The following is a 13,162-nucleotide window of genomic DNA, read 5'->3' as shown; positions in this document are numbered from 1 at the left end:
GCACCGCCGCACCCACCTGCCGCTGCCCCGATGTCCGACGCAGCCACCTTCCCCCATCCGCGCAGGGATCCCCGATGGCCAGCACGCCCGCCAGCAAGCCCGCCTCCTACAACACCGTCGCCAAGCTGTTCCACTGGATCATGGCCGCCATCATCATCACGGCCTGGATCATCGGCTTCTACAGCAGCCACTTCCTCAGCTACGCCGATCCGGGCTCGCACAAGGCCGACGTGATCACGCTGCACAAGGAAATCGCCAGTACGGTGATGTTCCTGGCGACCTTGCGGCTGCTGTGGCGGCTGGGCCACCCGGTACCGGACTTCCCGCCGAGCATGGGCCCGCTGGTCCAGGCCGCGGCCCATGCCGGCCACGTGCTGCTCTACGTGCTGATGCTGGCCGTGCCGATCAGCGGCTGGGCCTACAGCTCGGCGGCCGGCTATGCGGTGCCGGTGGCCTGGCTGTTCCACCTGCCGGCCCTGGTGGGGCAGCAGGACGAGGCGCGCCTGGCCGTGTTCGGCAAGGTCCACGTCTACCTGGCCTGGACCTTCGGCCTGGTGATCGTCGGCCACGCCTTCATGGCGTTCAAGCACCAGTACGTGGACCGCGACGGCACCCTGGACAAGATGCTGTTCCGTCGCCGCGCCTGACCCGCCGGCGCGGCCGCGGATGCGGGCGCGCCCTGCCCCGGGGCGCCCGGCCTCAGCCCTTGGCCTTGCCCTGGTTGGCCACCGCCTCGGCGGCCTTGCGCGCCGCCTCCGGGTCGCCCAGGTAACGGAACGACTGCACCTCCAGCGCTTCGTCCAGCTCGAACAGCAGCGGGATGCCGGTGGGGATGTTCAGTTCCAGGATCGCCTCGTCGGAGATGCGGTTGAGGTACTTGTACAGCGCGCGCAGCGAGTTGCCGTGGGCGGTGACCAGCACCGTCCTGCCGTCCTTGAGCTGCGGGGCGATGGCGTCGTGCCAGTACGGCAGCACGCGCTCGAGCGTGGTGGCCAGCGACTCGGTGTCCGGCAGCGCGCGCCGGTCGAGCCCGGCGTAACGGCGGTCGTGCACCGGGTGGCCCGGGTCGTCCAGCGGCATCGGCGGCGGCGGCACGTCGTAGGAGCGGCGCCAGATCTTGACCTGGGCCTCGCCGTGGCGGGCGGCGGTCTCGGCCTTGTCCAGCCCCTGCAGGGCGCCGTAGTGGCGCTCGTTGAGCCGCCAGCTCTTGTAGACCGGGATCCAGTCCTGCTCCAGCTCGGCCAGCGCGCCCTGCTGGGTGTGGATCGCGCGGCGCAGCACCGAGGTGTGGGCCACGTCGAACTGCAGGCCCTCGGCCTTCATCAGCGCACCGGCGGCCGCGGCCTCGGCGCGGCCCTGGTCGGTCAGGTCCACGTCCACCCAGCCGGTGAAGCGGTTGGCCAGGTTCCACTGGCTCTGGCCATGGCGCAGCAGTACGAGTTTGCGGCTCACAGGGATCTCCGGGATCTGAACGGGAAACGATGCCCACGATTGTAGCCGCAGCCCGCCTGCACGCCGGGCATGCGGCCGGCGCGCGATGATGGCCGCATGGACAAGCCCGGTTCCTGGTTCGGCGATTGGGACGGCACGCCCGCCCGGGCGCGCGAACTGCAGCGCGCCCTGGCCGCGCAGGTGCGGCTGGAGGACACCTGGCCGCGGCCGTTGCGCACGGTGGCCGGCTTCGACGTCGGCTTCGAGGACGACGGCGCCACCACCCGCGCGGCGGTGGTGCTGCTCGATGCCGAAAGCCGCGCGCTGCTGGACAGCCGCGTCGCGCGCGTGCCCACCACCATGCCGTACGTGCCCGGCCTGCTCAGCTTCCGCGAGCTGCCCGCACTGATGGCGGCGCTGGACCTGCTCGGCCGGCGCCCGGACCTGGCCTTCGTCGACGGCCAGGGCATCGCCCATCCGCGCCGGCTCGGCATCGCCGCCCACTTCGGCCTGGCCAGCGGCCTGCCCAGCCTGGGCGTGGCCAAGAAGCGCCTGGCCGGCCAGTTCGAGGAACCGGGCCCGGAGCCGGGCTCGCACACGCCGATCCTGCTGCACGGCGAGCAGGTCGGCTGGGCGCTGCGCAGCAAGCGCCGCTGCAATCCGCTGATCGTCTCGCCCGGCCATGGCGTCTCGCTGGACGGGGCACTGGCGTTGACCGAACGTTTCCTGGCCGGCTACCGCCTGCCCGAGCCGACCCGCCTGGCCGATCGCCTCGCCTCGCGCCGTGGCGAGATGCCCGATACCGCCGCCGACCTGTTCCCGCCACCGGCGTCGTGAACCGCCGCGCCGCGGCATCGCTGCAACGATCCGTGCCGCCCCGCGTCTGGGTGCCCGCCGCGCATCGTGCGATGCTGCGCGCGATCAAGCCGGAGACCGCCATGAGCCAGATCATCGCCCCGCGCATCCACGACATCGGCGGGCTGCAAGTGCGCCGCGCCGTGCCGACCCTGCAGGCGCGCAGCGTCGGCCCGTTCGTGTTCGTCGACCACATGGGGCCGGCGGTGCTCGCCCCCGGCCACGGCATCGACGTGCGCCCGCACCCGCACATCGGCCTGGCCACCGTCACCTTCCTGTGGGAGGGCGAGATCGGCCATCGCGACAGCCTCGGCTCGGACCAGGTGATCCGGCCCGGCGACGTCAACTGGATGACCGCCGGCCGCGGCATCGCCCATTCCGAGCGCACCCCGCAGGACGAACGCGCCCACGCCAACCCGCTGCACGGCATGCAGACCTGGGTGGCACTGCCGCGGGCGGCCGAGGAGACCGCGCCGGCGTTCCACCACTTCGCCGCCGAACGCCTGCCCTCGCAGCGCCGCGGCGGCGCCTGGCTGCGGGTGATCGCCGGGCGCGCCTACGGCGAGGAATCGCCGGTGGCGGTATTCGCCGACACCCTCAACGTGGCCATCGACCTGGCCGCCGATGCGGAGATCGACCTGGATGCCGGCCATGCCGAGCGCAGCCTGTACCTCCTCGACGGCCAGGCCCAGCTCGACGGCGTGGACATCCCGGCCCGCCACCTGGTCATCCCCGACCGCGGCGCGCGGGCGCGCCTGCGCGCGCTGACCCCGGTGCGGGCGATGCTGATGGGCGGCGAACCGCTGGACGGCCCGCGCCACCTGTGGTGGAACTTCGTGTCCAGCTCCAGGGAGCGCATCGAACAGGCCAAGGCGGACTGGCAGGCCGGCCGCTTCGGCACCATCCCCGGCGACGACAGCGAGTTCATCCCGTTGCCGCCCACGCCCGCGCCGCCGCCGGTGGACTATCCCTGAGGACGCGGGACGGCGCGGGCGTTGTCCGCCGGCCGCGCTTCATGGCGTGATATGCGTCACACCCCACTGCCGCGAAAGGATCCCCCGCATGGAAACGAGCAAGCGACTGGCCGCCGAGTTCCTCGGTACGTTCTGGCTTGTCCTGGGAGGCTGCGGCAGTGCCGTGCTGGCCGCCAAGTTCGGCGGCGACGGCAATCCCCTGGGCATCGGCTTCGTCGGCGTGGCCCTGGCCTTCGGCCTGACCGTGCTGACCGGTGCCTATGCCTTCGGCCACGTCTCCGGCGCCCACTTCAACCCCGCCGTCAGCGTGGGCCTGTGGGCCGGCGGCCGCTTCCCCGGGCGCGACGTGGTTCCGTACGTCGTGGCCCAGGTGCTCGGCGGCCTGCTGGCCGGGTTCGTGCTGCTGCAGATCGCCCGCGGCCAGCCCGGCTTCGCCATCGATCCCGGCGCCGCCGGCGCCTTCGCCAGCAACGGCTACGGCGAGCGCTCGCCCGGCGGCTACGCGCTGGGGGCGGCGTTCCTGTGCGAGGCCGTGCTCAGCGCGTTCTTCGTGGTGGTGATCATGGGCTCGACCCACGGCAAGGCGCCGGCCGGCTTCGCCCCGATCGCCATCGGCCTGGCGCTGACCCTGATCCACCTGATCAGCATCCCGGTCACCAACACCTCGGTGAACCCGGCGCGCTCCACCGCGGTGGCGGCGTTCGTCGGCCCGGCCGCGCTGGGCCAGCTGTGGCTGTTCTGGGTGGCGCCGCTGATCGGCGGCGCCCTCGGCGGCATCGGCTACCGCTGGATCGCGCCGTTGAAGGACTGAGCCGGGGCCGGCCAGCCGCGGGGTTGCCCTCGCCTCGCGGCGTCGCCATTTGCCATGCCCGGCCGGCTTGGCTATGTTGCGGCGCGAGATGACCGGTGCGGGGAGCGCCGGTCTTCGCGGGCCGCCCGTGGCCTGTCCATCATCCGTCCAGAGGGGATCCACGCATGAAACCCGTCGTCATCCGCCGTTCCCTCGGCCTGGCGCTGCTGTTGTCGGCAGCCGGCCCGGCCGCCGCCCAGACCGATTTCGACTGCCCGCCGCTGCCGCCCGGTTCCGGCCTGCAGTGGCAGAAGCTGTCCGGCGAGGATTTCCTGTCGTGCAAGGCCCTGGACGCCGACGGCCACCAGGCGCTGGGCGTCATGCTCAGCCGGCGCGATCCCAAGCTGAGCCTGACCCGCGACCACCGCGCCGAGCGCGGGCAGATCGAGGAGGAGAAGTTCTACTGGTACGTGCCCGACCTGGCCGGGCTGGAGAACGACAACTCGAACCAGCGCGTGGCCTCGGTCGACCTCGGCAAGAAGCGCTACGCCCAGATCTGGATCGACGCACGCGACGCCGCCGACCGGCAGAACCTGCAGGCCCTGGCCGAGCGCCTGGACCTGGCCGGCGCGCGCACGCAGGTCGCCGGCAACTGAGCCGCGGCGGGCCGGGGGGCCGCCCCGGCGGGCGGCGCGCCCGGCACCGCGGCGTCCAGCGGCCGCCGCTTGCACCGCCGGACGGAACCGGCCGCCTCAGAAGCGCCCTTCCTGGAAGTCCACGAACGCCTGCATCAGCTCCTGGCGGGTGTTCATCACGAACGGGCCGTGGCGTACCACCGGCTCGCGCAACGGCCGGCCGGCGACCAGAATCAACCGGGTCCCGGCCGCGCCGCCCCGCAGCGCCAGCTGCGCGCCGCCGCCCAGCACCGCCAGCTGCCCGGACGCGACCCTGCGCGCGTCCGCGCCCTGGCCGATCGCCGCCTCGCCCTCGAACACGTAGGCGAAGGCGTTGTGGCCCTCCGGCAGCACGTACTGCCAGGCCGCATCCGGCGCCAGGGCGATATCCAGGTACAGCGGATCGGTGGCCGGCTGGCGGATCGGACCGGCCACGCCGTCGACGTCGCCGGCGATCACCTTGATCTCCACCCCGGCCGCCGGGCGCGCCAGCGGGATCCGCTCCGGCGCGAATTCCTGGTACTTCGGCGCGGTCATCTTGTCCTTGGCCGGCAGGTTGATCCACAGCTGGAAGCCGCGCATCAGGCCCGACTCCTGCTCGGGCATCTCCGAGTGCACCAGGCCGCGCCCGGCGGTCATCCACTGCACGCTGCCCGGGGTGAGCAGGCCCTCGTGGCCATGGTTGTCGCGATGGCGCATGCGCCCGTCGATCATGTAGGTGACGGTCTCGAAGCCGCGGTGCGGGTGCTCGGGGAAGCCGGCGATGTAGTCCTGCGCCCGGTCGGTGCCGAACTCGTCCAGCAGCAGGAACGGATCCAGGTCCGGCAGGCCGGGCGAGCCGATCACGCGGTTCAGGCGCACGCCGGCGCCGTCGGAAGTGGGCATGCCGGGCACGGTGCGCAGCACCCGGGTGGCGTTGTCCTGGACGGGAGGGGTCATGGCGGTTTCCTTGCCTCGGCGATGGGATGAACCGGCAACATGGGTGCCGTCCGCCTCCCCGGCAACCGCCGCGATTGCAACCTTTCGTTGCATGGGCAGGACGCGTACCGGCCAGCAGGCGCCAGGAGCGCCGCCCCCGCCATGCGACCAAAGTTCTACGGATCCACCGGACAGCAGCATTGACCCACCGGCGCTGGCACGAGACGCTTCGGGTCGTCTTACAACAAGGGGATGGGTCGATGAAAGGATTTGCCAGATTCGGCTGGGCCGTGCTCGCCCTGGTGGGCGCGTTCTGCCTGGGCACCATCGCGCTGCGGCGGGGCGAACAGATCAATGCCCTGTGGATCGTGGTGGCCGCGGTCTCGATCTACCTGATCGCCTATCGCTTCTATGGCCTGTTCATCGCCAACAAGGTGATGGAGCTCGATCCCACCCGGGCCACCCCGGCGGTGCTCAACAACGACGGCCTGGACTACGTGCCCACCAACAAGCACGTGCTGTTCGGCCACCACTTCGCCGCCATCGCCGGCGCCGGCCCGCTGGTCGGCCCGGTGCTGGCCGCGCAGATGGGCTACCTGCCCGGCCTGCTGTGGCTGGTGGTCGGCGTGGTGTTCGCCGGCGCGGTGCAGGACTTCATGGTCCTGTTCCTGTCCGAGCGCCGCAACGGCCGCTCGCTGGGCGACATGGTGCGCGAGGAGATGGGCCAGGTGCCCGGCACCATCGCCCTGTTCGGCGCCTTCCTGATCATGATCATCATCCTGGCGGTGCTGGCGATGGTGGTGGTCAAGGCGCTGGCCGAGAGCCCGTGGGGCATGTTCACGGTGATCGCGACCATGCCGATCGCGATCCTGATGGGCGTGTACATGCGCTACATCCGCCCCGGCAAGATCGGCGAGATCTCGGTGGTCGGCCTGATCCTGCTGCTGCTGGCGATCTGGTACGGCGGCAAGGTCGCCGCCGACCCGGTGTGGGGCCCGGCCTTCACCTTCACCGGCGTGCAGATCACCTGGATGCTGATCGGCTACGGCTTCGTCGCCTCGGTGCTGCCGGTGTGGCTGCTGCTGGCCCCGCGCGACTACCTGTCCACCTTCCTCAAGATCGGCACCATCATCGCCCTGGCCATCGGCATCCTGATCGTGATGCCGGAGCTGAAGATGCCGGCCCTGACCCAGTTCGCCCACAGCGGCGACGGCCCGGTGTGGAAGGGCGGCGTGTTCCCGTTCCTGTTCATCACCATCGCCTGCGGCGCGGTGTCCGGCTTCCACGCGCTGATCTCCTCGGGCACCACGCCCAAGCTGCTCGCCAACGAGGGCCACATGCGCTACATCGGCTACGGCGGCATGCTGATGGAGTCGTTCGTGGCGGTGATGGCGCTGGTGGCCGCCTCGATCATCGAGCCGGGCGTGTACTTCGCCATGAACAGCCCGGCCTCGGTCGTCGGCAGCGACGTGGCCGCGGTCGCCGCCAAGGTCAGCGAATGGGGCTTCGCGATCACCCCCGACATGCTGGAGGCCACCGCGCGCGACATCGGCGAGCACACCATCCTGGCCCGGGCCGGCGGTGCGCCGACGCTGGCGGTGGGCATCGCCCAGATCCTGCACCACGTGCTGCCGGGCGAGGACACCATGGCGTTCTGGTACCACTTCGCGATCCTGTTCGAGGCGCTGTTCATCCTCACCGCGGTGGATGCCGGCACCCGCTCGGGCCGCTTCATGCTGCAGGACCTGATCGGCAACTTCGTGCCGTCGATGCGGCGCACCGAATCGTGGACCGCCAACATCATCGCCACCGGAGGCTGCGTGGCGCTGTGGGGCTACCTGCTCTACACCGGCGTGGTCGATCCGTTCGGCGGCATCCAGACGCTGTGGCCGCTGTTCGGCATCTCCAACCAGATGCTGGCCGGGATCGCGCTGATGCTCGCCACCGCGGTGCTGTTCAAGATGAAGCGCGACCGCTACGCCTGGGTCGCCGCGGTGCCGGCGCTGTGGCTGCTGATCTGCACGACCTACGCCGGCCTGATCAAGATCTTCGATTCCAACCCGGCGCAGGGCTTCCTGGCGCAGGCGCACAAGTTCCAGGCCGCCATCGCCAGCGGCACGGTCACCGCGCCGGCCAAGAGCGTGGCGCAGATGCACCAGATCGTGGTCAACGCCTACGTCAACACCGGCCTGACCGTGCTGTTCCTGTTCGTGGTGCTGGCGGTCCTGGTCTACACGATCCGCACCATCGTGGTGGCGCGCCGCAACCCGCAGCGCACCGATCGCGAGACGCCCTACGTGGCCCTGCAGCCGGGCCAGGCACAGGAGGTCTGAGCATGGGCACCGCGCTCGTTCCGGCCAGCTACTACCAGGTGCACCTGCGGGTGTGGCGGCGCTTGGTGCAGACCGCGCGGCTGTGCTGCGGCATCCCGGACTACGACAACTACGTCCGCCACATGGGCGAGAAGCACCCGGACCGGCCGGTCATGGACTATCCGACCTTCTTCCGCGAGCGCCAGGAGGCGCGCTTCGGCGGTGGCAAGGGATTCCGCTGCTGCTGAGGACAGGCCGGCCGGGCCCGGTCGTGCGAAGGGCGCCCCGCGGGGCGCCCTTCTTCTCTTGGCGGACTTCTCTTGGCGGCACGGTCAAAGCACGGCCACGCAGGCACGCCCGCGGGCCGGTTGCTCGTCCGTTCGCCCGGGCGGCACGCTCACCCCGGCAGGCGATCGCCGGTGAAGCGATAGCCCAGCAGGGTGCGCACCAGCAGTTCCACCTGCACCGCATCGCGTGCATCCACCTGCAGCACCGGTGCCGCATAGCCGCGTGCCAGCAGCCGCTCGCGCACGTCGGCCAGGTGGAAATCCGGCACCTGGTCGCCATGGGTGATGCCGACCACGAAGCTCGCGTCCGGCGCCAGCTGCGAGAACTCGCTGAGCATCTCCGGCAGGTCGACGCCGGCATCCGGTTCGGCGGCATTGGCGAGCACGACGATGCCCATGGCGCCCTCGCAGACGATGGGCCACATGAAATCCAGGTAGCGCTGGCCGGGCACGCCGTACACGTGCAGCAGCTCGCCGTCGCCCAGCTCGACGCTGGCGTAGTCCAGCGCCATGGTGCTGGTGCGCTTGCCGTCCACGGCCTCGTCCATGGGCATTTCCGTGCTGACCGGTTCGCCGTCGCAGATCGCGCCGATCGCGGTGGTCTTGCCGGCGCCGACATGGCCCACGAACACCAGCTTGTTCTGGTAGGCCGGCGCGGTGTCAGTCATGCGCGGCCGGCTCCTGCAGGATCTCCCCCAGCTGGCGCGCGCCGTCGCGCACGGCCACCAGCACCGCGCCGAGGCTGGCTTCCGGCCCGGCCAGCGCGGCCAGGGTGAACGGGCGCCCGGCCAGGATCCGCACGAACACCATGTTGCCGGCCGGCGTGCACACGGTGGCGTAGTCCGCCGGCGCGACGTCGAGCTCGCGGACCACGGTCTCGCCCAGGGTGAGGAAGGAATTGGACATGGCCGACAGGCGCCGGGGATCGGCCGGGACCCGGCACCAGTCGGCCACCGTGCGCCCTTCCGAGGTGGACAGCAGCAGCAGGCGCAGCGCCGGGCAGCGCGCCTGCAGGCGGCCGAACACGGCCTGGATGGCCGCCACCGGGTAGACCCGCCCGGCCGGCCTCGCCGCCATGGTCTGCATCACCTTTTCGACCGTACGTTCTTCCATCGCCTTGCGTATGCCTCGTGTGCGCGTACCCGGCTCACCCGCCGGCCAGGGCGCGCAGGGTGATGCCCACCACGTAGGCCAGGTAGGTGCCGGTGGCGTAGCCCATGGTACCGAGCACCACGCCGACCGGTGCCAACGCCGGATGGAAGGCCGCGGCCACCACCGGCGCCGAGGCCGGGCCGCCGATGTTGCTCTGCGAGCCGATGGCGAAATAGAAGAACGGCACCTTCAGCAGGCGGCCCAGCGCCCACAGCAGCACGATGTGCACCAGGATCCAGACGACTCCCAGCGCGAACAGCCACGGCCGGTCGAGCAGCGCCAGCAGGTCCATCTGCATGCCGATGCAGGCGATCAGGAAATACAGCAGCAGCGAGCCGAGCTTGGAGGCGCCGGCGCCGTCGAGCGTGCGCGCGCGGGTGAAGCTCAGGCCCAGGCCGATCGTGGTGGCGATCACCACCACCCACACGAACGGCGCGTCCAGGCTGAACTGCGACGCCCAGGCCACGTTCGTCCCGAACCAGGCCGCCAGCGGCGCGGCGATGGCGTGCGACAGCCCGACCGCGCCGAAGGCCACCGCCACGATCAGCATCAGGTCGGTCAGGCTGGCCACGCGCTCGTGCTCGGCCTGGAAGCGCGCCACCCGCTCCTGCAGCGCATCCAGGCCGGAGGTATCCGCGCCGCTGCGCGCGTCGATGGCCGGCGCGCGCGCGGCCAGGAAGATCAGCAGCGCCATCCACACGTAGCCCACGCCCACGTCCACCACCGCGAACTGGCCGAAGGTGGTGGCGTTGACCTGGAACACCTCGCGCATGGCCAGCATGTTGGCGCCGCCGCCGATCCAGCTGCCGGCCAGCGCGGCCATGCCGCCCCAGGTATCGCCCGCCACCGTGGACGGATGCAGCCACTTGAACAGCAGGAAGGCGACCACCGCGCCGAGCATGATGCTGAAGGACGCGCCCAGGTACATCGCGATGATCTTCGGCCCGAGCCGCAGCATGCCCTTGAGGTCGACCGTGAGCGTGAGCAGCACCAGCGCCGCCGGCAGCAGCACGTCGCGCGCGATCGGGGCGTAGAGCCGGGTGTTCTGGCCATCGATCAGGCCGACGGTGTTGTAGACGCCGGGGATCAGGTAGCACAGCAGCAGTGCCGGCACGAAGGTGTAGAAGCGCTTCCAGAAGCCGGACGTGCGCGCCGAGGTCCAGAACACCGCGCCGAGGGTGGCGGCGATCAGGCCGAAGACGACGATGTCGTTCTGGATCAGGGCGTGGGACACGGGTACGGCGGCATCGGCAGGCATCGGCGGTCACTCGGGAACGGTCAAGGAAGGAACGCGCGGCGGCACCGCGCTTGCATGCCACCGCGGCACACGAGGGAACGCCGCGCATCGCGCGGCGTTCCCGGTTCACCGCGTCACTGGCCGATGTGCTGCTTCAGCCAGGCGTTGACCGTGTCGTGCCACAGGATCGAGTTCTGCGGCTTGAGCACCCAGTGGTTCTCGTCCGGGAAATACAGGAACCGGGACTCGATGCCCTTGCGCTGGGCCGCGGTGAACGCGGCCAGGCCCTGCTCGACCGGGATGCGGAAGTCCTGCTGGCTATGGATGACCAGGATCGGCGCCTTCCAGTCCTTGACGTGGTCGATCGGGTTGAACTTCTCGTAACCGGCCGGGTTCTGCCACGGCGTGCCGCCGTTCTCCCACTCGCTGAACCACAGCTCCTCGGTGCTGTAGCCCATCATCCGGTTGTCGAACACGCCATCGTGGTCGACCAGGCACTTGAACGCCGGGTTGCCGTCCTTGTCGAACCAGTTGCCGGCCAGCCAGTAGGTCATGTAGCCGCCGTAGCTGGCGCCGAGCGCGCAGGCCTTGTCGCCGTCGAGGAAGCCGTACTGCTTCTGCGCCGCGTCCCAGCCCTTCTTCAGGTCCTCCAGCGGGCGGTCGCCCCAGTGCTGGCTGATCGCGTCGGTGAAGGCCTGGCCGTAGCCGGTGGAACCGTGGAAATCGATCATCACCACCGCATAGCCCTGGCCGGCGTAGGTCTGCGGGTTCCAGCGGTAGCTCCAGCCGTTGCCGAAGCTGCCCTGCGGGCCGCCGTGGATCAGGAACGCCACCGGATACTTCCGGCCGGGCTGGTAGTTCCACGGCTTGACCACGTAGCCGTGCACGGTGTCGCCGTTCCAGCCCTTGAAGTCGAACTGCTCGAAGTCGCCGAAGGCCACCTCCGGCAGCACCTCGCCGGTGGCCGGCGTGATCGCGCGCAGCGGCGCCTTGGCCTCGGCGTCGGTCACCAGGATCTGGTCGCCGCTGTTGAGCGAATTGCGGGTGAAGGCCAGGGTCGGCCCGGCCGCCACCGGCGAGCCCACGCTGCCGTCGCCGACCAGCTGCTCGACCTGGCCGCTGGCGATGTCGATCTTGAACAGCGGATGCTGGCCCATGTCGTCGGCGGTGGTGTACAGGAACCGGCCGTCGGCCGACAACGCCAGGCCCCCGGCCGAGCGATCCCAATCCGGGTCGATCTCGTGCGCCTGGCCGCTGGCCAGGTCCAGCGCCATCACCGCGAAGCGGTCGGCCTCGAAGCCGGGCCGCTTCATCGCGGTGTAGTACAGGGTCTTGCCGTCGGCGCTGAACAGCGGGGTGGCATCCCAGGCCGGGTTGGCCGCGGTCAGGTTGACCGGCGCACCGCGGCCGTCGGCGTCGATGCGGTACAGGTCGAAGTTGGTCGACCACGGTTCCTCGCGCCCGGCGATGCGCACGCTGGCGACCAGCGACTTGCCGTCCGGCGCCCAGGTGTAGTCCTCGCTGCCGCCGAAGGGCTTGGACGGGATGTCGCCGCCCAGCGTCGCGCTGACCGCCGAGGCGCCGTCCACCGGCTTGCCGCCGGCGGCCGGCAGCGGCGCGACGAACAGGGTGTTGCGGCGGCCGTCGTTCCAGGTGTCCCAGTGGCGCACGAACAGCGAATCGAACACCTTGCCGCTGGACTTGGCATGCTCGGCCGCTTCCAGCTTCTGCCTGGTGCAGGCCAGGTCGGAACCGCAATCCTGGAAGACGCCGGCGCTGAAGGCGACGCGGTCGCCCTGCGGGGCGACGTGGTAGCTGTCCACATCGACGGCGAAATCGGTCAGCTGCCGGGGCTGGCCGCCATCCAGGGCGATGGCGTACAGCTGCTGGCTGCCGCCCTTGGCGCTGAGGAAATAGACCGTGCGTCCATCCGGGGAAAGGGAGGGCGAATTGACGTTCCAGCCTTCCGGCGTGAGCCGGCGCGGCGGGCGGGCATCGCGCGTGCGCAGGTCGCGCACCCACAGCCCGGTGCTGGCCTTGGTCACCTCCGCGTCCATCACCCGCCGGGCGAACACCAGGGTGCCGCCATCCGGCGTGAGCGTGGGCGCGGACACGCGGTCGAGCTTGACCATGTCGTGCACGTCGAAGCCGCGGGTGGCGGCGGTGGCCGAAGTCGCGGCCATCAGGCACAGCGGCAGCAGGGCGTGGCGCAGGTTCATCGAAGCTCCCCGAACTGGAAAACTCCCGATGGTAGGCGTACGCAGGCGCGGCGGCAAAGGCAGGAAGTCACGCGCACCGCGTGCCGGGGGTGGCGCTGCCGCGAAACGTCCGGCGCGCGCGTGGAGCATTCCACGCGCCTCGCGCACCCGGGCCGGGGGAAGCCCGTGCCGGGCCAAAGCCCACGCGGGGCCACGGGCCCGCGCCCGACAGCGGCCTGCCCCCGTCGCCGCCCGATGGACGGCCATGGACGCGGATCGGGCCGCCTACGCGGCGCCCGGCCACCCCGGGTGCACGCCCCGGGCCGGGACCGAC

13 protein-coding genes are annotated in these 13,162 nt (G+C 71.1%); 7 read left to right on the top strand and 6 right to left on the bottom strand.

Annotation, left to right across the window (positions count from 1 at the left end):
- The first annotated feature begins 74 nt into the window (after positions 1-74).
- Positions 75-647, top strand: coding sequence for a cytochrome b (locus tag BN3794_RS05675; protein ID WP_066094613.1), 573 nt, complete (start codon positions 75-77; stop codon positions 645-647).
- A gap of 52 nt (positions 648-699) precedes the next feature.
- On the opposite strand, the gene gpmA is transcribed toward BN3794_RS05675, so the two are convergent.
- Positions 700-1,452, bottom strand: a complete 753-nt coding sequence (gene gpmA, locus BN3794_RS05670) for a 2,3-diphosphoglycerate-dependent phosphoglycerate mutase (RefSeq protein WP_066094611.1) — start codon at positions 1,450-1,452, stop codon at positions 700-702.
- Positions 1,453-1,548: 96 nt separating this feature from the next.
- On the opposite strand from gpmA, the gene nfi reads away from it, so the two are divergent.
- The 4 genes from nfi (at position 1,549) to BN3794_RS05650 (ending at position 4,706) form a co-directional block, all read left to right on the top strand.
- Positions 1,549-2,268, top strand: coding sequence for a deoxyribonuclease V (gene nfi, locus BN3794_RS05665; RefSeq protein ID WP_066097040.1), 720 nt, complete (start codon positions 1,549-1,551; stop codon positions 2,266-2,268).
- Positions 2,269-2,369: 101 nt separating this feature from the next.
- A complete protein-coding gene (locus BN3794_RS05660; protein ID WP_066097037.1) occupies positions 2,370-3,260 on the top strand; it encodes a pirin family protein in 891 nt (296 codons plus the stop codon).
- 88 nt (positions 3,261-3,348) lie between these two features.
- Positions 3,349-4,071, top strand: a complete 723-nt coding sequence (gene aqpZ / locus BN3794_RS05655; RefSeq protein WP_066094608.1) for an aquaporin Z — start codon at positions 3,349-3,351, stop codon at positions 4,069-4,071.
- Positions 4,072-4,235: 164 nt separating this feature from the next.
- Positions 4,236-4,706, top strand: coding sequence for a hypothetical protein (locus BN3794_RS05650; RefSeq protein ID WP_066094603.1), 471 nt, complete (start codon positions 4,236-4,238; stop codon positions 4,704-4,706).
- Between the two features lie 96 nt (positions 4,707-4,802).
- Here BN3794_RS05650 and BN3794_RS05645 read toward each other — a convergent pair whose 3' ends face one another.
- Positions 4,803-5,663 (bottom strand): pirin family protein, encoded by an 861-nt coding sequence (locus tag BN3794_RS05645; protein WP_066094600.1) that lies wholly within the window; start codon positions 5,661-5,663, stop codon positions 4,803-4,805.
- 239 nt (positions 5,664-5,902) lie between these two features.
- On the opposite strand from BN3794_RS05645, the gene BN3794_RS05640 reads away from it, so the two are divergent.
- Positions 5,903-7,975 (top strand): carbon starvation CstA family protein, encoded by a 2,073-nt coding sequence (locus tag BN3794_RS05640; protein WP_066094597.1) that lies wholly within the window; start codon positions 5,903-5,905, stop codon positions 7,973-7,975.
- A 2-nt stretch (positions 7,976-7,977) separates the two neighbouring features.
- The gene (locus BN3794_RS05635; protein ID WP_066094594.1) at positions 7,978-8,202 is read left to right on the top strand and encodes a YbdD/YjiX family protein; all 225 of its coding nucleotides are present in this window, start codon (positions 7,978-7,980) and stop codon (positions 8,200-8,202) included.
- A 149-nt stretch (positions 8,203-8,351) separates the two neighbouring features.
- On the opposite strand, the gene BN3794_RS05630 is transcribed toward BN3794_RS05635, so the two are convergent.
- From BN3794_RS05630 to BN3794_RS05615, 4 genes are all read right to left on the bottom strand, one after another.
- Positions 8,352-8,909 (bottom strand): GTP-binding protein, encoded by a 558-nt coding sequence (locus tag BN3794_RS05630; protein ID WP_066094591.1) that lies wholly within the window; start codon positions 8,907-8,909, stop codon positions 8,352-8,354.
- Positions 8,902-9,354, bottom strand: coding sequence for a roadblock/LC7 domain-containing protein (locus tag BN3794_RS05625; protein WP_066094587.1), 453 nt, complete (start codon positions 9,352-9,354; stop codon positions 8,902-8,904). The genes BN3794_RS05630 and BN3794_RS05625 overlap by 8 nt, the downstream gene beginning before the upstream one ends.
- Positions 9,355-9,388: 34 nt before the next feature.
- Positions 9,389-10,651: a DUF819 family protein gene (locus BN3794_RS05620; RefSeq protein WP_066094585.1), complete on the bottom strand. Its 1,263-nt coding sequence runs from the start codon at positions 10,649-10,651 to the stop codon at positions 9,389-9,391.
- A gap of 113 nt (positions 10,652-10,764) precedes the next feature.
- The gene (locus tag BN3794_RS05615; protein WP_066094580.1) at positions 10,765-12,849 is read right to left on the bottom strand and encodes a S9 family peptidase; all 2,085 of its coding nucleotides are present in this window, start codon (positions 12,847-12,849) and stop codon (positions 10,765-10,767) included.
- Between the last annotated feature and the right edge of the window lie 313 nt (positions 12,850-13,162).

Origin of the sequence: Xanthomonas massiliensis (assembly GCF_900018785.1) — a bacterium.
Lineage (GTDB): Bacteria > Pseudomonadota > Gammaproteobacteria > Xanthomonadales > Xanthomonadaceae > Xanthomonas_B > Xanthomonas_B massiliensis.
Note: the sequence above shows the minus strand (reverse complement) of the source record. Positions and strands in the feature narration are given on the sequence as shown.